17 protein-coding genes are annotated in these 19,345 nt (G+C 65.9%); 2 read left to right on the forward strand and 15 right to left on the reverse strand.

Annotation, left to right across the window (positions count from 1 at the left end):
• Positions 1-76 precede the first annotated feature (76 nt).
• Positions 77-400 carry a thioredoxin gene (gene trxA / locus ATB98_RS19510; protein WP_066876651.1) on the forward strand — a complete coding sequence of 108 codons (324 nt, stop codon included), beginning with the start codon at positions 77-79 and terminating at the stop codon, positions 398-400.
• A gap of 287 nt (positions 401-687) precedes the next feature.
• Here trxA and ATB98_RS19515 read toward each other — a convergent pair whose 3' ends face one another.
• From ATB98_RS19515 to ATB98_RS19580, 14 genes are all read right to left on the reverse strand, one after another.
• Positions 688-2,031 carry a bifunctional folylpolyglutamate synthase/dihydrofolate synthase gene (locus ATB98_RS19515; RefSeq protein ID WP_066876476.1) on the reverse strand — a complete coding sequence of 448 codons (1,344 nt, stop codon included), beginning with the start codon at positions 2,029-2,031 and terminating at the stop codon, positions 688-690.
• A 303-nt stretch (positions 2,032-2,334) separates the two neighbouring features.
• Complete coding sequence (gene accD, locus ATB98_RS19520; protein WP_066876478.1) at positions 2,335-3,252, reverse strand: acetyl-CoA carboxylase, carboxyltransferase subunit beta; 918 nt, start codon at positions 3,250-3,252, stop codon at positions 2,335-2,337.
• A gap of 52 nt (positions 3,253-3,304) precedes the next feature.
• Positions 3,305-4,144 (reverse strand): tryptophan synthase subunit alpha, encoded by an 840-nt coding sequence (trpA, locus tag ATB98_RS19525; protein ID WP_066876481.1) that lies wholly within the window; start codon positions 4,142-4,144, stop codon positions 3,305-3,307.
• 3 nt (positions 4,145-4,147) lie between these two features.
• Positions 4,148-5,368, reverse strand: coding sequence for a tryptophan synthase subunit beta (gene trpB / locus ATB98_RS19530; RefSeq protein WP_066876483.1), 1,221 nt, complete (start codon positions 5,366-5,368; stop codon positions 4,148-4,150).
• Positions 5,365-6,039, reverse strand: a complete 675-nt coding sequence (locus ATB98_RS19535) for a phosphoribosylanthranilate isomerase (RefSeq protein ID WP_066876485.1) — start codon at positions 6,037-6,039, stop codon at positions 5,365-5,367. Before ATB98_RS19535 ends, trpB begins: the two co-directional genes overlap by 4 nt.
• Positions 6,040-6,372: 333 nt before the next feature.
• Positions 6,373-7,128, reverse strand: coding sequence for a M48 family metallopeptidase (locus ATB98_RS19540; RefSeq protein WP_066876487.1), 756 nt, complete (start codon positions 7,126-7,128; stop codon positions 6,373-6,375).
• Positions 7,129-7,375: 247 nt separating this feature from the next.
• On the reverse strand, positions 7,376-7,804 hold the full coding sequence (locus ATB98_RS19545; RefSeq protein WP_066876489.1) for a DUF2852 domain-containing protein: 429 nt from the start codon (positions 7,802-7,804) through the stop codon (positions 7,376-7,378).
• A gap of 193 nt (positions 7,805-7,997) precedes the next feature.
• Entirely contained in the window at positions 7,998-9,272 is a 1,275-nt protein-coding gene (gene phaZ / locus ATB98_RS19550) for a polyhydroxyalkanoate depolymerase (protein ID WP_066876491.1), read from the reverse strand.
• A gap of 310 nt (positions 9,273-9,582) precedes the next feature.
• A complete protein-coding gene (locus ATB98_RS19555; RefSeq protein WP_066876493.1) occupies positions 9,583-10,605 on the reverse strand; it encodes a zinc-binding alcohol dehydrogenase family protein in 1,023 nt (340 codons plus the stop codon).
• Positions 10,606-10,645: 40 nt separating this feature from the next.
• Positions 10,646-11,620, reverse strand: a complete 975-nt coding sequence (locus ATB98_RS19560) for an ABC transporter permease (RefSeq protein WP_066876495.1) — start codon at positions 11,618-11,620, stop codon at positions 10,646-10,648.
• A 39-nt stretch (positions 11,621-11,659) separates the two neighbouring features.
• Positions 11,660-13,210, reverse strand: coding sequence for a sugar ABC transporter ATP-binding protein (locus ATB98_RS19565; protein WP_066876499.1), 1,551 nt, complete (start codon positions 13,208-13,210; stop codon positions 11,660-11,662).
• Positions 13,211-13,312: 102 nt separating this feature from the next.
• The gene (locus ATB98_RS19570) at positions 13,313-14,302 is read right to left on the reverse strand and encodes an ABC transporter substrate-binding protein (RefSeq protein ID WP_066876501.1); all 990 of its coding nucleotides are present in this window, start codon (positions 14,300-14,302) and stop codon (positions 13,313-13,315) included.
• A 103-nt stretch (positions 14,303-14,405) separates the two neighbouring features.
• Positions 14,406-15,425 carry an aldo/keto reductase gene (locus tag ATB98_RS19575; RefSeq protein ID WP_066876503.1) on the reverse strand — a complete coding sequence of 340 codons (1,020 nt, stop codon included), beginning with the start codon at positions 15,423-15,425 and terminating at the stop codon, positions 14,406-14,408.
• Between the two features lie 202 nt (positions 15,426-15,627).
• Positions 15,628-17,133 carry a UxaA family hydrolase gene (locus ATB98_RS19580; RefSeq protein ID WP_066876505.1) on the reverse strand — a complete coding sequence of 502 codons (1,506 nt, stop codon included), beginning with the start codon at positions 17,131-17,133 and terminating at the stop codon, positions 15,628-15,630.
• Positions 17,134-17,436: 303 nt separating this feature from the next.
• Here ATB98_RS19580 and ATB98_RS19585 point away from each other — a divergent pair, with 303 nt between their 5' ends.
• Positions 17,437-18,315: a GntR family transcriptional regulator gene (locus tag ATB98_RS19585; protein ID WP_066876508.1), complete on the forward strand. Its 879-nt coding sequence runs from the start codon at positions 17,437-17,439 to the stop codon at positions 18,313-18,315.
• A gap of 84 nt (positions 18,316-18,399) precedes the next feature.
• Here the strand turns inward: ATB98_RS19585 and hpaI are convergent, their stop codons facing one another.
• Positions 18,400-19,200 carry a 4-hydroxy-2-oxoheptanedioate aldolase gene (hpaI, locus tag ATB98_RS19590; protein WP_066876509.1) on the reverse strand — a complete coding sequence of 267 codons (801 nt, stop codon included), beginning with the start codon at positions 19,198-19,200 and terminating at the stop codon, positions 18,400-18,402.
• Between the last annotated feature and the right edge of the window lie 145 nt (positions 19,201-19,345).

Consider the following 19,345-nt stretch of genomic DNA (forward strand, 5'->3'; position numbering starts at 1 on the left):
TATTGAAAATCCGGTGGCAATGCCTCACATGAGGCACAACATCTGGACACGCCATTCCGAACGCAAGGAGCAGCCGATGGCTACTGTGAAAGTCGATACGTCCAATTTTCAGAAGGAAGTGCTGAACTCGGCCGAACCGGTGGTCGTCGACTTCTGGGCCGAATGGTGCGGCCCGTGCAAGATGATCGCGCCGAGCCTCGAGGAAATCGCCACCGAGCTCGCCGGCAAGGTCAAGGTTGCCAAGCTCAACATCGATGAAAACCCGGAACTCGCCGCCCAGTACGGCGTCCGCTCGATCCCGACGCTCGCCCTGTTCAAGGCCGGCGAAGTCGCCGACATCAAGGTCGGTGCCGCGCCGAAGACCGCGCTCAGCTCCTGGATCGCGAACGCCGCCGCCTGAGGCGTCGGTTCACGCAGGATCGAAAGCCCGGGCTCGCCCGGGCTTTTTCTTGTCGGGGAAGCGGAAATGCAAGGGGGATGGCGTTTGCCCCTCACCCTTGGACTTGCATGTGTTCGGGCCGAGCGAGGCGCCGCCCCTCATCCGCCTGCCGGCACCTTCTCACCATGCTGATGGGGAGAAGGGACAAGCGGCGTGGCCGCGAGCCCCCTTCGCCCCGCTTGCGGGGAGAAGGTGGCCGGCAGGCCGGATGAGGGGCAGAGGCTAGGCAAACCCTGCTGTTGCGAGCCTCACCGCGGCGGCGTGCCGTTCTCCGCGAGCACATCGCCGACGAGGTACAGCGAGCCGCCAATCAGGATGCGCGGCGGCACCGGGTCCTCCTCGGTGAGTTCGGCGATCTGGCCGAGCGCCTCGGCGACCGAGGAGGCCGCATTGGTCTCCAGCCCGGCAAAGGTGGCGTCGGCGGCCAGCGCCACCGGATCAAGGCCCGCGTCGGAGCCCTGGATCGGCACCGTGAAGACCTGTTCGGCGATGTCGAGAAAGGCCCTGAAATAGCCGACCGGATCCTTGGTGTTGATCATGCCGATGATCAGGAACAGCGGCCGCGGCTCGCGCTCCTCGAAGGTCGCCATCGCCTCGGCGATGACCTGGCCTGCGCCCGGATTATGGCCGCCGTCGACCCAGATCTCGGCGCCCGGCGGCCCGTGATGCGAAAGCCTGCCGCCGGCGAGGCGCTGCAGCCGGCCCGGCCATTCGACGCCGGCCAGGCCCTTTTCGATCGCCGTCTCGGAAACATCGAAGCCGGCGGCCCGGACCGCGCGGATCGCGGCGGCGGCATTGGCATATTGATGCCGGCCCGGCAGCCGCGGCAGCGGCAGGTCCGCAAGGCCGTTTTCGTCCTGGAAGATCAGCCGGCCGAATTCCTCGTGCGCCATGAAATCCTGGCCGTAGACGGAGATCGGGCAGCCGAGCCGCTCGGCGGTCGCGACCAGCACGTCGCGTGCGCCGTCTTCCTCCTGGTGGCCAATCACCACCGGGCAGCCGCGCTTCATGATCCCGGCCTTCTCGGCGGCGATCAATTCGACCCGATCGCCGAGATAGGACTGGTGATCGAGCGAGATCGGCATGATGACCGAAACCGCGGGCCGGGCGATGACGTTCGTCGCGTCATAGCGGCCGCCGAGGCCGACCTCGATGATCGCCACGTCCGCCGGATGCTCGGCGAAAAGCAGGAAGGTGACCGCCGTCAGGAGTTCGAAGACGGTGATCTTCTCGCCGCCATTGGCGTCCGCCACGCGCCGCACGGCATCGGCAAGAACCTGGTCGCCGACCAGCGCTCCCCGGCCGCCCTTGACACCGAGGCGGTAGCGCTCATGCCAGTTCACGAGATGCGGCGAGGTATGCACATGGACGCTCAGTCCCTCGGCCTCGAGGATCGAGCGGCAAAAGGCGGTGACCGAGCCCTTGCCGTTGGTGCCGGCAACATGGATGACCGGCGGCAGCCGCCGCTCGGGATTGCCGAGCGCCGCAAGCAGGCGGGTGATCCGGTCCAGGGACAGGTCGAACCCCTTGGGATGGAGGGCGAGAAGCTTGTCGATCTCCCGCGCCGCTTCGCTGACCCGCGTCGCCGTCATGGTTGTAGCTCCGAGAACTGATCCATTCTAACAAATCGAGGCGCGGAAGGCGGGCGGAAACCCCACTTCCCGCATGATTCCCCGGATCGACATAGGAGAAAATCATGCGGCAAGTCAAAATGCTACAGCGACTTCCGAGCGTCTGATTTGGACACGCGGCCGAACGGGCGGAAAAAGCAATCGCGCGTCGCTCGCTCAAGCCGGCGGAACACGCGGGGCAGCGCGCGTTCCATCCGGATCGGGATCACGATGGCATCATTCTCATAGGCGCCGGATCCCGGTGGAAACGACGCACACCCGTCCTCATCCCGCGCTCGCCGCGAGCGGCAACGCGGCGACCTGCGAGCCGCCTTCGCGCTTGGCCGCCTCGGCCGGCTTCTTCATCAGGATCTTGAGCACCCGCGCGAGCGTCGCCGGGATGTCGTGGCGCTTGACCACCATGTCGACCATGCCGTGCTCGAGAAGATATTCGGACGTCTGGAAGCCCTCGGGCAGCTTTTCGCGCAAGGTCTGCTCGATCACGCGCTTGCCGGCAAAGCCGATCTCCGCCCCGGGTTCGGCGAGGTGGATGTCGCCGAGCATCGCATAGGATGCGGTCACGCCGCCGGTCGTCGGGTTGGTGAGGACGACGACATAGGGCAGTCCCGCTTCCTTCAGCATGTTGACCGCCACGGTCGTGCGCGGAAGCTGCATCAGCGAGAGGATGCCTTCCTGCATGCGGGCGCCGCCCGAGGCCGGGAACATCACCAGCGGGCATTTCTCGGCGATCGCCCGCTCGAAGGCCTTCACGATCGCCTCTCCGGCCGCAAGCCCGAGCGAGCCGCCGATGAAGTTGAACTCATGGGCGACCGCCACGAGCTTGACGCCCTGGACGTGACCGAGGCCGGCGACGATCGTGTCCTCGAGCTCGGTCTTGGCGCGGCTGTCGCGCAGGCGGTCGGTATACTTCTTCGAATCGCGGAACTTGAGCGGGTCCTGCGCCACCTTCGGCTGCGGCAGCGCCTCGTAGATTCCGCCGTCGAAGAGGTCCCTCAGCCGGGCCCTCGCCGGCATCTTCATGTGGTAGCCGGATTGCGGGATGACCCACTTGTTCTCTTCGAGATCGCGGTGGAACACCATCTCGCCGGTTTCAGGGCACTTGATCCAGAGGTTCTCCGGAACTTCCCTGCGGCCGAGCATCGAATTGATCTTCGGCCGAACGTAGTTTGTGATCCAGTTCACTTAGGTAAACTCCTGAAGATTTCCTTCGGGTTCTGCGCGTCAATATAGGCGATTATTCGGCTGCTGCGAGCCTTGCCGCCCTGACGCCGGCCGAAAGCCCCCTGACGAGCGCTTCGACACCGGGGACCGTTGCTTCCGTGGCGTGGCCCTCTTCCGTCAGGCTCGACGCGATCTGGTTGACGATAGCCGTGCCGACGACGACGCCATCGGCCGAGGCGCCGATGGCACGGGCATGCTCCGGCGTCTTCACGCCGAAACCGACGCAGACGGGCAGCCGCGTATGCGCCTTGATGCGCTGAACCGCGCCGGCGATCAGCGACGGATCCGGCAGCGCCGAGCCGGTGATGCCGGTCATCGACACGTAGTACACGAAGCCGGAGGTGTTTTCGAGGACCTTGGGCAGACGGCGGTCGTCCGTCGTCGGCGTCGCCAGGCGGATGAAATTGATGCCTTTGTCGAGCGCCGGGATACAGAGTTCGTCGTCCATTTCCGGCGGCAGGTCGACGACGATCAGGCCGTCGACGCCGGCGTCGAGCGCGTCGGCGAGGAAGCGGTCGACACCATAGACGTAGATCGGATTGTAGTAGCCCATCAGCACGATCGGCGTGCGCTGGTCGTCCTGCCGGAAGCGGCGGGCAAGCTCGAGCGTCTTGGCAAGCGTCTGGCCGGCTTTCAGCGCCCGCTGGCCGGCAAGCTGGATCGCCGGGCCGTCGGCCATGGGGTCGGAGAAGGGCACGCCGAGTTCGATGACGTCGGCGCCGGCCTTGGGCAGCGCCTTCATGATCGCCAGCGACGTGTCGAAATCCGGGTCGCCGCCCATGAAATAGGTGACGAGGACCGGACGACCTTGCGCCGCGACATCGGCGAATCTTTGCTCCATGCGTGCGGTCATTCGTTACTGCCCCATACCCAGAATTTTGCCGACGGTGAAGATGTCCTTGTCGCCGCGGCCGGAGAGATTCATCAGGATGATCTCGTCCTTGCCCATCTTCGGCGCCCGCTTGATGACCTCGGCCAGCGCATGCGACGGCTCCAGCGCCGGAATGATGCCTTCGAGCCGCGTCAGCGTCTGGAACGCCTCGAGCGCCTCGTGGTCCATGATCGGCACATATTCGACGCGGCCGATATCGTTGAGCCAGGCATGTTCCGGACCGATGCCGGGATAGTCGAGCCCGGCGGAGATCGAATGGCCTTCCTTGATCTGGCCGTCGCCGTCCTGGAGCAGGTAGGTGCGGTTGCCGTGCAGGACGCCGGGCGAGCCGGCGGTGATCGAGGCGCAATGCTCGTCGCCGTCGAGGCCCTTGCCGCCCGCTTCGACGCCGACGATCTTCACGCTCTCGTCATCGAGGAAGGGATGGAAGATGCCGATCGCGTTGGAGCCGCCGCCGACCGCGGCAATGACGAGGTCCGGCAGGCGGCCTTCGGCTTCGAGGATCTGCTGCCTGGCTTCCTGGCCGATGACGGCCTGGAAGTCGCGCACCATCTCCGGATAGGGATGCGGCCCGGCGGCCGTGCCGATCAGGTAATAGGTGGTGTCGACATTCGTCACCCAGTCGCGCAGCGCCTCGTTCATGGCGTCCTTGAGCGTGCCGTGGCCGGCCGTCACCGGCTTGACCTCCGCACCCAGCAGCTTCATGCGGAAGACGTTCGGCGCCTGGCGCTCGACGTCGGTCGCGCCCATGTAGACGACGCAGGGCAGGCCGAAGCGCGCGGCAACCGTCGCGGACGCGACGCCATGCTGGCCGGCACCGGTCTCGGCGATGATCCGGGTCTTGCCCATGCGTTTCGCGAGCAGAATCTGGCCGATGCAATTGTTGATCTTGTGCGAGCCGGTGTGGTTCAGCTCCTCGCGCTTGAAATAGATCTTGGCGCCGCCGAGCTCGGCGGTCAGGCGCTCGGCGAAATAGAGAGGGCTCGGCCGGCCGATATAGTGGGCGCCGAGCTTTTCGAGTTCCGCCTTGAAGGCCGGGTCGTCCTTGGCCCTGGTCCATTCGTCCTGCAGGTCGAGGATCAGCGGCATCAGCGTTTCGGCGACGAAACGGCCGCCGAAGATGCCGAAGCGGCCGTCCTCGTCGGGTCCGGCCCTGAAGGAGTTCGGTTTATGAACCTGATTCACGTCTTGCTCCCTGATCGTGGCCGTTGCGCTTCCGCCCGGCGAACAGCCTCGAAAAACGCGTCCATGAGCTTCAAATCCTTGACACCCGGCGCGCGCTCGACCCCGGAGAATATATCGACGGCACTTGCGCCGGTCAGCGAAAGCGCCTCGCCGATATTGTCTGCATTCAATCCACCGGAAAGCATGTAATCGACGCTTCCGTCAAGCGCGTCGAGCAGCTTCCAATCGAAAGAGACGCCGTTGCCGCCCGGCAGTTCCGAGCCGGCCGGCGGCTTGGCGTCGAAGAGAAAGCGGTCGGCGATACCGACATAGGGACCGATCCGCTCGAGGTCGGAAGCCTCGCGCACCGACAGGGCCTTCATCACCGGCAGGCCGTAGAGCGCCTTGACGGTCAGTACCCGGTCCGGGCTCTCGCTGCCGTGGAGCTGCAGGATATCCGGACGGAGCGCCGACACGATCTCGTCGAGATCGTCATTGTCCGCATCGACCGTGACGGCCACGATCTTCGCCCGGCCGCGCACGCGATCCCCGAGGCGGCCGGCATCGTCCGGCTCGATGTTGCGGGGGCTCTTCGGGAAGAAGATGAAGCCGGTATGCGAAGCGCCGAGCGCCACGGCGTGCTCGATAGCCTCCGCGGTCTTCAATCCGCAAATCTTTATTTCGGTTTTCATGGGAAGCGACCTTGCACGAAATGCCGCCCGAGTCGAGCAAAACCGTTGCTCGCCGCCGGCATTATAGTGAGGCGCCGTAACCGGCTGCCGCATTCTATCACGATCGAGTCTTACGGCTCGCATCCGCGGCGAGTTTCCCCGGGGGCGCCCCTCATCCGGCCTGCCGGCCACCTTCTCCCCGCAGGCGGGGCGAAGGGGACTCGCGGCGGCGCCTCAGTCCCCTCTGCCCGCCTGCGGAAGATCACACGGGCGTCTCTCCCTGCATGCGGGGCATGCGGGGAGAGGACCCTACCTACAGCACGCTCAGCTTGACCAGCACGCTCAGCTTGAGAGCTAGCCGAAATCGATCGCGTGCAGCATGGTGCCGTTGCGCTTCAGCCAGTGCTTGGCATCGCTCGTTTCCGGGCACAATCTTTCGCAGAGCGCCCAGAATGAGGGGCCGTGGTTCATCTCCTGGAGATGGGCGACCTCGTGGGCGGCGAGATAGGCGATCACCTTCGGCGGCGCCATGGCGATCCGCCAGGAGAAGCTCAAGTCGCCCTCGGCGGAACAGGAGCCCCAGCGGCTGCGGGTATCCTTGAGGCTGAGCGAGCGCGCCCGGCGTCCGATCCGCCCGGCATAGACGGCGACGAGGCGCTCGAGTTCCCCGCGCGCCTCCTTCTTCAGATAGTCGGCGATGCGCCGGCGCAGGTGCTCCTCGGCACCGCCGACCCGCAAAATTGCCTCGTCCCCGATCATCACGGCCTCGGTCAGCCCGCGAAGCCGGCCGGTCCTTTCGATGCGATGGGCAACGCCGCGGATGAGGATGGAGCCACCGTGCTCGAGCTCGCTTTCGCCGGAGAAGCGGGCAAGCCTGGTCATCAGCCAGCCCTGATGGCGGGTGAGGAATGCGCTGACCTCGCGCTCCGGCAGCCCCTTCGGCACGGTCAGCTTCAGCGCCCGCCCACCCGGCTCGATGCGAAGCGTCATCCGCGTCGCGCGCTCGTTCTGCCGGATGGTCAGGGGAAGGACCTTGCCGGCGACTTCGATATCGCGCGTGACATCGGGGACCGTTCCATTGCCACGGCGCCGCTGGAGAGAAGGAAACATTGGGCCTTTCTAGCCGATTCGCGGCGCCTTCAGGTAGAGCGGAATGCGAGCGGACGCCGGCGCCTTCTCCCCGGGGAAAAGAGGCTGGCGGCGCCGACTTTGTCCCCTCTCATCCGCGCGCAAAGGGCGGGAGCCAAGCGGCTTGTCCCTTCTCCCCGTCAAAACGGGGAGAAGGTCGCGGCAGCGGGACGAGGGGCAACCGCGCCTCCGGCGTTTCATGTGAAACACCGGAGACCGTTCCGTCCAATCAGTGCGCCTCGAAGCCCGGCGCCGACCCTTCGCGGCCGTTCTTGCGCTCGCGCATGAAGCGGTCGAACTCCTCCTGGTCCTTGGCGCGGCGGAGCTCGCGCACATAGGCATCGAATTCCTCGCGCATCTCGTCGAGCTTGCGGCGCTCTTCGTCGAGACGGCGAAGCTCCGCCTCGCGCCAGTCGTCGAAGGCGACATTGCCGGTGCGATGGTGCGCCCAGTGAGCGCGATGCTGGTGGCGTCTGAAGCCGGCACACATGCGATCCACTCCTTCATTGGCGTCCTTCTTGAAGGCCCTCAGCTTGTCGCCGAACAGGATATAGGCAAGCATTGCCAGACCGAGCGGCCAGAACACAATGAAACCCAGCACCATCAGCGCAATGGTCGCAGGCGTCCAGTCCGGACGGATCAGTGCAGATTGGTTCATCTTCAGGATTCCTTGCAATCAACGCGCCGCCCATCGCGGCCCGATGAAAACGATGTGGGAAACCTGTGCCCGGTCCGCAAGACGTCGCGTCCCGGAATCGGCCAAGACCTTGACTCTCAATCGGCAAATCGCGAGGTCAAGCCTTGACGGATCGCGTTGCCGGAAAGCCGCCGGACGCCTCCGGCGGCGGGTCTCAGGCCGACTTCCCGCCCTTGATGATCTGCTTGACCGGCTTCAGATGGCGCGAGTGCTCGCGCTGGAAGGCGACGATGCGCGGCGCGATCTCGCGGCGGAAGCGCGAGCCGTTGAAGACGCCGTAGTGGCCGACATCCGGCTGCATGTAATGCATGCGCATGTGTTCAGGGATGTTGGTGCAGATGGTCTGCGCCGCCTTGGTCTGCCCCACGCCGGAAATGTCGTCGTTCTCGCCCTCGACGGTCAGCAGCGCCACCCGGCGGATCGCGGAGGGGTCGACCCGCTTGCCGCGGTGCATCATCTCGCCCTTCGGCAGCGCATGCTGGACGAACACCACCTGCACGGTCTGCAGGTAGAACTCCGCCGTCAGGTCCATGACCGCGAGGTATTCGTCGTAGAAGTCGCGATGCTTGTCGGCGGCGTCGCCGTCGTTCTTGACGAGATGGGCGAAGAACTCCTTGTGGGCGATCAGGTGACGGTCGAGGTTCATCGACATGAAGCCCGAGAGCTGCAGGAAACCCGGATAGACCATGCGCATGAAGCCCGGCTGCGGCCAGGGCACCGGCATGATGACATTGTCCCGGAACCACTCGATCGGCCGCTGCTCGGCGAGCTGGTTCACCGCGGTCGGATTGATGCGGGTGTCGATCGGGCCGCCCATCAGCGTCATCGACGACGGCGCCAGCGGGTCGCCCTCCGCCTCCATCAGCGAAACCGCCGCCAGAACCGGCACCGCCGGCTGGCAGACGCCGATCACATGGGTATCCGGCCCGAGATGGTGGAGCATCTGGATGACGTAGTCGATATAGTCGTCGAGATCGAAGGTTCCCTCGGAGAGCGGAACCATGCGGGCGTCGATCCAGTCGGTGATGTAGATGTCGGAATGGGGCAGCAGCGCCTCGACCGTTCCGCGCAGGAGCGTCGCATAGTGGCCGGACATCGGCGCGACCACCAGGACTTTCGGATCCGCGGCCCGGCCCTTGGGCAGGGAGCGGGCGAAATGGATGAGATTGCAGAAGGGCGCGCGCCAGACGATCTTCTCCTTGACCGGCACCGGCTGCCCGTCGACAACCGTCTCGGCGAGGCCGAATTCCGGCTTGCCATAGCGGCGGGTGGCGCGCTCGAAAACCTCGAGCCCCGCGGCCGCGGCACGGCCGAAATAGGTGTGCGATACCGGGTTCATCGGGTTGCTGAAGGCCAGCCGCATGGCGTCCGCCGCTGTCCGCCACGGTGCCATCATTGCATGGTTCATTTCGTAAAGCTGGTAGAACATGGGACGCGTACCCCTTGTTTCAATCAGTGACAATGCCGCTCCCAATCGGACGAAAGCCTGCGATTGCTGGTCCTGGTGTCCGCACTGGCCGGCAGACTACCATGTTTTTTGTGCAGTGCAACATAAGACCCCCTCACGTTTTAGGGAATCATATTACTAATATACGGAGATAGCATTGCGCGGCCGGTCGCGCCATGACGTTCGTACCTCACGAACCGGAAATCGCGATAAACGGCCGCTCGTCCCCAGGAAACAGCGGTTTGAGCCGGCGGCCGGTCGGCCCCATCGCGGCCGACCGGATCGGCGGAGCTTATGCGGACGCGACCCGGATGACGGCCTTGACGAGGCCCCTCTTGTCGTGTGCCCAACGCGGCAGGTCGTGCACGGCCCCGTCGAGCGTCGTGCGGTGCGTGACAAGGGCTTCGACCGGCACGAGCCCGTTGGCGATCGAGGCGATCACGTGATCGAAATCCTCGCGCGTCGCATTGCGGCTGGCGACGAGCGTCATCTCGCGCTTGTGGAACTCGGGATCGGAGAAGCGGATCTCCTCCTTGACGACGCTGACGAAGACCAGCGTGCCGCCATGGGCGACGTGGGAGAAGGACCGCTCCATCGAGGCGGCATTGCCGGTGGCGTCGAAGACCACGTCGAAACCCTCCCCGCCGGTCGCTGCCGCGACCGCCGTTTCGACCGCGCCATCGGCAAGGATGCCGCGGGCGAAGCCGAGCGCGCCCTCGGCGAAGGCGAGACGCTCGGCGCTCGTGTCGAGGAGCCGCACCTCGTGGCCGGCGATGCGCGAGAAGATCGCCGTTCCAAGGCCGATCGGCCCGGCGCCGATCACCAGCGAGCGGGCGCCGGCGGCAACGCCGGACCGCCGCACCGCATGGGCGCCGATCGCCAGGAACTCGACCGTCGCGGCCGCCTCGGGCGAGAGGTCGTCAGCCGGATAGAGGTTATTTTCCGGCATGACGATTTCCTCGCAAAAGGCGCCATCGGTATGGACGCCGAGGACCCTTATCGCCGTGCAGCAATTCGGCTTTCCCTGCCGGCAGGCGACGCAGCCGCCGCAGGAAATGTAGGGATTGACGACCACCAGCGTTCCCGGCGCCAGCCGCGTGTCCGGTCCGCCTTCGATCACCGTCGCCGAGATCTCGTGGCCCATCACGCGCGGATATTCGAGGAAGGGGTGCTTGCCCTCGAAGATGTGATAGTCGGTGCCGCAAATGCCGACCCGGCTGACGGTCAGGCGCACCCAGCCGGCGCCAGGGGTCGCCGGGCGTTCGCGGGCGACGAGTTCGAGGCGGCCCGGCTCCGGGCAGACGACGGTTTTCATGCGGCGCTCCGACGTTTCGTGGCGGTTTGATGCAAGCGACTCATCGCGCGCCACGGCGCCTGAGCTGGTCGAAATAGACGATGACGATGATCAGCAGGCCGGTGATGATGCGCTGCCAGAAGGAATTGACGTTCAAGAGGTTGGCACCGTTGTTGATCGTCGCGAGGATGAAGGCGCCGAGGAGCGGCCCGTGAACCGAGCCGACGGCGCCGAAGAGGCTCGTGCCGCCGATGACCGACGAGGCGATCGCCTGCAGCTCCCAGCCCTCGGCCTGCGTGGCATTGCCGATGCCGATGCGCGAGGCGAGCAGCAGGCCGACGAAGGCGGCGCAGGTCGAGGACAGGATATAGGCGAGATAGATCGTGCGGTTGACGTTCACCCCCGAGAGGCGGGCGGCCTCGCTGTTGGAGCCGACGGCGAAGAGATAGCGGCCGAAGCGGCTCAGATGCAGGAAGACGTAGGCAGGAACCGCAACGACGATGACCATCCAGAACAGGCTGGGGATGCCGAGGAAATCCGCGCGCGAGAAGGTGGTGAATGCCTCGTTGGTGATCGAGATGGTCGAGCCGTTGGTGATCAGGAGGCCGATGCCGCGCAGCGACGTCAGGGTCGCGAGCGTGATGATGAAGGGGGGGAGGCCCATGCGGACGATGCCAAAGGCATGGAAGACGCCGATCAGCACGCCCATCAGCAGCGTCGCGAGGAGCGCCAGCCACAGCGGCACGCCGGCGGCAAGGAGCCAGGCGACGACGACGCTGGAGAAGCCGACGACGGCGCCGACGGAGAGATCGATGCCCGCCGTGATGATCACGAAGGTCTGGCCGACGGCGAGGATCGCGGTCATCGCGCCCTGGCGCAGGAGGTTGCTGATGTTGTTGGGCGTCCAGAATGCGTTGGTCGCCAGGCCGAGAAGCAGCCAGAGCACGATCAGCAGCCCGAAGAGCGTCAGGCCGAACAGGATGCTGACGCCTTTCCGCGGTGCCGGCCCCGCACTCTCAATCGTTTCCACACTCATCGCTTTTCTCCCTGCATTCCTTGTTTCCAGTTGCGGCGTTCAGGCGTTGATCGCCTGCGCCAGCACTTCCTCATGACTTGCTGCGCGGTAGTCGTGGCTCGCAACCAGCCGCCCCTGCCGGAACACGTGCAGGCGGTCGGCGAGTTCGTAGACCTCCGGCAGGTAGGAGGAGATCAGGATGATCCCCGCCCCGTTTTCGAGCAGACGGGCGAAGAGCCGATAGATTTCCGCCTTGGTGCCGACGTCGACGCCGACGGTCGGCTCGTCGAAGATGAACAGTCTGGCGCCGTGGCTGAGCCACTTGCCGATGACGATCTTCTGCTGGTTGCCGCCGGACATGGCGGAGGCGAGCACGCGGCGCGACGGGGTCTTGATCTGCAGATCGCGGATCTGGCGGTCGGCATTGGCCGCCTCCTCGGCGCGATTGATCGTCAGGCCGCGCGTCATCCGCCGGAAGACCGGCAGATTGATATTGAGGCCGATCGGCAGGTTGAGGCAGAGGCCCTGGTCGCGGCGGCTCTCCGGCGCGAGCGCGATGCCCAGTTCCATCGCGGTGCGCTCATTGGCGATCGAGACCTTGCGGCCCTGCCAGTAAATCTCGCCGGCGGTCGTCGGATGACGGCCGTAGAGGCCGAGGGCGAACTCGCTGCGCCCGGCGCCGATCAGCCCGTATAGCCCGACGATCTCGCCGGCCCGGACGGTGAGCGACACGTCGCGGAAGCCCGGGCCCGAGAGGCCCCGCGTCTCGACGATCGTCTCACCCGGCGCGAAATGCTCCTTGTGGTAGATCTGCTCGATCGTGCGGTTGATCATCAGGGCGATCAGTTCGGCCTCGTTCGTCTCGGTGATCGGGCGCGTGCCGACATGGGTACCGTCGCGGAGCACCGAGACGCGGTCGGCGAGCTCGAACACTTCCTCGAGCCTGTGGCTGATATAGACGATCGTCACCCCCTGGCTCTGCAGCCTGCGGATGAGGCGGAAGAGCTGCGCGGACTCCTGCCCGGTGAGGTAGGCCGTGGGCTCGTCGAAGATCAGGAACTGCGTGCCGCGCATCGCCGCCCGCGCGGTGGCGACCAGTTGCTGCTGGCCGATCGTCAGGCTGCCGAGCTCGGCATTGGCGGGCAGGTTGAAGCCGAGGTCGTCGAGCACGGCCTGGGCGGCATCGGTCATGGCACGCTTGCGCATGAGGCCGCGGCTGTTCATCTCGTCGCCCAGGAACATATTGGCGGCAACGCTCAGATGCGGGCAAAGCACCACCTCCTGGTGGACCGCATTGATGCCGCGGGCGATCGCCTCGTTGGGGTTGGCGAGCGCGACGGGCGCGCCGCACCAGAGGATTTCCCCCGAGGTCCGCGGGATGACGCCGGTCAGAAGCTTGATCAGCGTCGACTTGCCGGCGCCGTTCTCGCCGACGATCGCGTGAATCTCACCGGAAAGGAAGGTCATGGTCGCAGGCTTCAGCGCCTCGACGGCACCGTAGTTCTTTTTCAGGACCTTGAGTTCCAGAATAGGTTCACCCTTGGGAACCGGATGCCCAACCGCCGTGATTTGCCCATCATGGCGTTGGGTGACCTCGCTAAGCCCTGTCATCATGCCCTCCTCGTCCTGTCTGGATGAGCGGCCGCCTCGAGGGCCGGCCGCTTACCGTGGTGTGCCGCGGCGGCCTTGCGGCCGCCGCGCGCTTTCGCTTCCTCAGTTGACCTTCGGGTTCAGCAGCGCGTCGATCTTCGGCTCGCTCATGTTGGCCTTGGTGACGAGGTTGGCGCCGGTGTCGACATTTGCCTCGACCTTCTCGCCTTTCGAGACCGCGAGCGCCGTCTTCACGCCATCATAGCCCATCCGGTAGGGGTCCTGCACGACGAGACCGGCGAGCACCCCTTCCTTGAGGAAGCCGACGGTCTTTTCGTCGCTGTCGAAGCCGATCACCTTGATCTTGTCGCCGAGCTTGTTCTCGGCGATCGCCTGGCCGACGCCTTGGGCCATGATCAGGTTGGAGGCGAAGACGCCGACGAGATTGGGGTTGGCGGTGATGAGGTCGGTCATGATGTTGAGGCCGGTCGTCGCCTGGCCGTCGGCATATTTGTCGGCAACGACCTTGAGGCCCGGATATTTCGTCTTGATCTGATCGAGGAAACCTTCGCGGCGCTGATCGAGCGATCCGACGCCGGGCAGGTTGGTGATGATCGCGACTTCGCCCTCTTCCTTGCCGGTCGCTTCCTTGATCGCCGCGGCGAGGCCGTCGGCGGCGATGCGGCCGCCCTGGACGTTGTCCGTCGTCAGGAACGACGAGAAGGCCTTCGAATCGGCGGCCGAATCGATACCGATGATCGGCACGGACTTGGCGGCTTCGTCGATCGGCTTGCCGAGCGCCTTGAATTCGGTCGGGGCGATGACGACCGCTGCCGGTGCGCCGGCGACGGCATTTTCAAGAATGCTGATCTGGCCGTTGATGTCGGATTCCGCCTGGGCGCCGAGCTCCGGCACGTTGACGCCGAGATCCTTGCCGGCCGCCCGCGCACCCGCAAGCACGATCTGCCAGTAGAAGGATGTCGTGTCCTTGACGATGATCGGGATGGTGACGTCCTGCGCAAAGGATGTCGCGGGCGCCATGGCCACCAGGAAGGCGGCGCCGGCCAGGGCGTTGAAGGCGCGGCGGGAAAGAATGCGTTTGGCTATGCTCATCGGGTTCTCCTCTCAAGTAACACCTTGTTGTTCCGTTGTGGGGGCCGGTCCGCCAGGTGCCTGCGGTCCGATCCTTATTGAAAAAAGCAGACGGCCGTCGGCGTCAGACCCGCACCGCATCCGCCCCGAGTTCGGGCGCGACGAGCGTGTAGGGCTCGAAGGCTGCGAAATCCTCCGGGGCGATCTTCCGTCCGGTCAGTTCCATGTTCCGCGCGAGGCTCGAAGGCTTGGCGGTGCCGAGCAGGACGGAGGCGACCTGGGGGTTGGCGAGCGGAAATTGCAGCGCCGGCGCGGCGAGCGGCATGCCGCGCTCCGCCGCGATCCGCTCCATCGCCGCCACCTTGGTGCGCACCTCCTCGGTCGCCGGCATGTAGTCGAAATGCGCGCCCTCCACCGGACCGGTCGCCAGGATGCCGGAATTGAACACGCCCCCGACGACGAGCGACGTCTCTTTGCTTGCGCAAAGCGGCAGCAGCTCGGCGACCGCCGAGCGGTCGAGCAGGGTGTAGCGGCCGGCAAGCAGGATGCAGTCGATGTCGGCCTGGCGCATGACGTCGAGGCAGACCGGCACCTCGTTGACGCCGAGGCCGTAGGCGGAAATGACGCCGCCCGACTTCAGCTCCTCCAGCGCCTTCAGGCCGGACTCGAGGAGCTGGCGCAGGTAGACGGCGTTCTTCGCCGCCCCATGGGTATAGCCGCCGATGTCGTGGACGTAGAGGATGTCGATGCGGTTGAGGCCGAGCCGGGCATAGCTCATCTCCACCGAGCGCATGATCCCGTCATAGCCATAGTCGTAGGTGGCATCGAAATTCAGTGCCTTGACGTAGGAATAGTCCGGAACCTCGTCCTCGGGCACCGGATGCAGGAGCCGGCCGACCTTGGTCGAGAGCACGAACGAGTCGCGCGGCTTGTCGCGCAGGAAATCGCCGACCCGCCGCTCGGCGAGTCCGAGCCCGTACCAGGGAGCGGTGTCGAAATAGCGGATCCCCGCCTCCCAGGCAGCATCGAGCGTCGCCATCGCCGCCTCGCGCGGGCATTCGCGATAGAGGCCGCCGAGCCCGGCGGTGCCGAAACTGTATTCGGTCACCGAAAGACTGGTCCGGCCGATCTTCCTCGTCTGCATTCCCTGTCTCCTCCCTGCAAGGATGCGCTTTCCTATTCTAATCGCCCCTCATCCGGCCTGCCGGCCACCTTCTCCCCGTTCTGACGGGGAGAAGGGGACTGGCGGCGCTGCCTCGATCCCTCTCCCCGCCTGCGGGGAAAGGGTCGGTCCCCGGGTTAAACCCGAGGAGAGGGGCAAAGTGACCGAGGCCGCCTGCCTCCGCTTACAAGGTCGCCCCCAGGTGCCAGGGGACGAACTCGTTGTCGCCGTAGCCGAAGAGCTCGCTCTTGGTCTTGCGGCCGGATGCCGTCTCGATGATGAGCTCGAAGATCTCGCGGCCGAGGCCGGCGATCGTCGCCTCGCCGGAGGCGATGACGCCGCAGTCGATGTCCATGTCCTCCTCCATGGCGCGATAGAGCGCCGTATTGCTGGTGAGCTTGATCGACGGTGCGGGTCGGCAGCCGAAGCAGCTGCCGCGTCCGGTGGTGAAGGCGATGACGTTCGCGCCGCCCGCGACCTGGCCGGTGGCCGAGACCGGGTCGTAGCCGGGCGTGTCCATGAAGACGAGGCCGTGCTCGCTCACCCGCTCAGCGTAATTATAGACGGCGGTCAGCGGCGAACGGCCGCCCTTGGCGACGGCACCGAGCGATTTTTCCAGGATCGTCGTCAGCCCGCCGCGTTTGTTGCCCGGCGAAGGATTGTTGTCGAGCGAGGCGCCATGCATCGCCGCATAGGCCTCCCACCAGGAGATCAGGCCGTCGAGCTTCGCCGCCACGCCCTCGCTGACGGCGCGGCTGCGCAAGAGATGCTCGGCGCCGTAGATCTCGGAGGTTTCGGACAGGATCGCCGTGCCGCCGGCGCCGGCGAGAATGTCGACGGCAGCCCCGAGCGCGGGGTTGGCGGTGACGCCGGAAAGCCCGTCGGAGCCGCCGCATTGCAGGCCGACGATGATCTCGCTCACCGGGATCGGCACGCGCCTGGCGGTCGCGACCTCCTGAGCGATCTCGTCGAGGATGCCGAGGGCGCGCTCGACCGAGCGGCGGGAACCGCCGGCCTCCTGGATATTGAAGTGCCGCTTCTCCGCCCCGGATGCGCTCTGGCCGTAGAGCGTCAGCTGATTGACCTCGCAGCCGAGGCCGACCATCAGCACGCCGCCGAAATTGGCATGCCGGGCATAGCCGGCGAGCGTGCGATGAAGGTTCTTAATCCCGTCGCCGGTCGAGGACATGCCGCAGCCCTGGTCGTGCACGATCGGCACGAAGCCGTCGATGCCCTCATAGTTCGGCAGAATGCGGCGGTTGGCCTCGTCGGCGATGGCGCGGCACACCGTGGTGGAACAGTTCACGCTGGCGATGATGCCGATGTAGTTGCGGGTCGCGGCGCGGCCGTCGGCCCGGCGATAGCCGAGAAAGGTGCGCGCCTTGTCGGCCGCGCTTGCGGCCTCCGGCGGAACGGCGGCGCCGACGCCAAGGCGATCCTGATCGAAGGCGAGATTGTGCGAGTGGACGTGCTCGCCGGGGGCGATGTCGGCGGTGGCGCGACCGATCGCCTGGCCATATTTCACCACCGGCTCGCCGGCCTTGATCGGCTTGATCGCCGCCTTGTGGCCGGCATCGATCCGGACTGCCGCCGGCACGCCGCCGGCCATCGGCTCGCCGGGCGCGATCGCCGCGGTGGCAACGACGACGTTGTCCTCAGGCGAAAGAAGGATGGACGACGGTGCCGGCACGGTGAAGCTCCCCCGGGTTGGTTCCCCTGCGCCGCTTGGCGCGATTTCTGTCTTTTATCTACAATAGACAGATGTTCGTCAATGGGTATTATGAAGTCGTCGAGGAGACAAACCGTCGCGATCGGGTTACTGCATGTCTTCGTCCTGAAATCGCGCTCGATCTTGAGGACGAAGACATGCAGTCATTCAAAGTGCTGCAGCGGCCTTTGCGCGTCCAATGAGACGCGCGGCGCTGCAGAAGACCATTGCGACCGGCGAAGCTCCGTCGGCGCCAGGATCAACAACCAACCGCCGGATCGGCCCATGGCGAAGCAGAACACCGTCTTCAAGGATGCCTTCAACCGCTGCCTCAAGCTGCTCGCAGAGACGTCGATGCTGCCTTCGGAGCCGGAACTCGGGCAGGCGCTCGGCGTCAGCCGGACGACCGTCCGCGCCATCCTGACGCGCTCGGAGGAGCTTGGGCTGATCAGCTGGGACAAGCGCCGCAAAACGGTGCTGAGAAGCCCCGGGCCGTCCGACTATTTCCCGACCGAGGAGACCGATTCGCTCGCCGAGAGGATCGAGCGCAGCTTCATGCGCCGGATTCTGGCGGGCGGCGCCGAGCCCGGAATGCAAATCAACGAGCTCGAGCTTGCCCGCGAGATCGGCACCGGGACGACCAGCGTGCGCGAGTTCCTGATCCGCTTCAGCCGGTTCGGCCTGATCGAGAAGCGGCCGAACAGCCATTGGGTGCTGAAGGGCTTCACGCGCGAGTTCGCGCTGGAGCTGACCGAGGTGAGGGAAATGTTCGAGCTGCGCTCGGCCGCCCGCTTCGTCGCGCTCCCTGACGAGGATCCGGCCTGGGACGAGCTCAAGGCGATCGAGGCGGTGCACCGGGCGATCCTCTCCGACATCGACAAGCGCTACAAGGAATTCTCCGAGCTCGACGAGCGCTTCCACCTCCTGGTGCACCGATCCTCGAGCAACCGTTTCATCATCGACTTCTACGACGTCATCGCCATCGTCTTCCACTATCACTACCAGTGGAACAAGGCGCATGCGCGCGAGCGCAATGCCCGCGCCCTGGAAGAGCACCTCGCCTATATCGCCGCCCTCCAGTCGCGCGATCCGCGGCAGGTGGAACAGGCCTGCCGGCGGCACCTGAAATCGGCACGCGAGACGCTGCTGCAGTCGATCCCCTGAAACAGGACGCGGCAGAAGCGGATGCTCTTTCGCCCTTGCTTCCCGTGCCTGTCACGGGCATGAGGCCCTACCGCAACGAAGCGATCAGTAGCCGGATTCCTTTCGCACCTGGCCGGCCTCTCCCAGAAATTCCCGACGCAAGTTTTCCGTTGCGCTGACGAGCAGCGTCACATCGGTGCCGATTGCCATGAAGTCGGCGCCGAGGTCGCGGTAGTCGCGGGCCTGGGCGAGGTCGAGGGTCATGATGCCGCGCGCCTTGCCGGCGCGGTGGATGCGCGCGAAGGCGTCGACGATGGCGGCCCGCACCTCCGGGTGGCCGGAGTTTCCGAGATGGCCCATGTCGGCGGCGAGGTCGGCCGGGCCGATGAACAGGCCGTCGACGCCGTCGAGCGCGGCGATCTCGTCGAGCGCGGCGAGGCCCGCCCGGCTTTCGATCTGCAGGAGGAGGCAGATCTCCTCGTTCGCGGTCTGGAGATAGTCGGCGATGCGGCTGAAGCGCGTGGCCCGCCCGAGCGCCGCACCGACGCCGCGAATGCCGTGCGGCGGGTAACGGACGGCACGGACGAGCTGGCGCGCCTGCTCGACGCCTTCGACCATCGGGATGAGCAAGGTCTGGACGCCGGTGTCGAGCACCTGCTTGATGAGCGCGGTGTCGCCGACGGGCAGGCGGACGATCGGATGGCTGCTGCCGCGCGCGATCGCACCATACTGGGCGGCCAGCAGCGGCAGGTCGTTCGGCGCATGCTCGCCGTCGATCAGCAGCCAGTCGTAACCGCTGTCGGCGACGATCTCGGCCGCATAGGGGCTGGCGAGCGCCACCCAAAGACCGAGCTGGAAGCGGTTTTCGCGGATCGCCGCTTTAAAGGGATTCTTCGGGGCGGGCATGGCGATTTTTCTCCTGAACGCTTGGATTTCGCGCCCGATTGCCCTCATCCGCCTGCCGGCGCCTTCTCCCCGCTCGCGGGGCGAAGAGACGATGCCGCGCTCTCCAAGTCCCCCTCGGCGATTGCAGAAGGAGGAGGAGGAGTGC

This window comes from Sinorhizobium saheli, assembly GCF_001651875.1.
GTDB classification, from domain to species: domain Bacteria; phylum Pseudomonadota; class Alphaproteobacteria; order Rhizobiales; family Rhizobiaceae; genus Sinorhizobium; species Sinorhizobium saheli.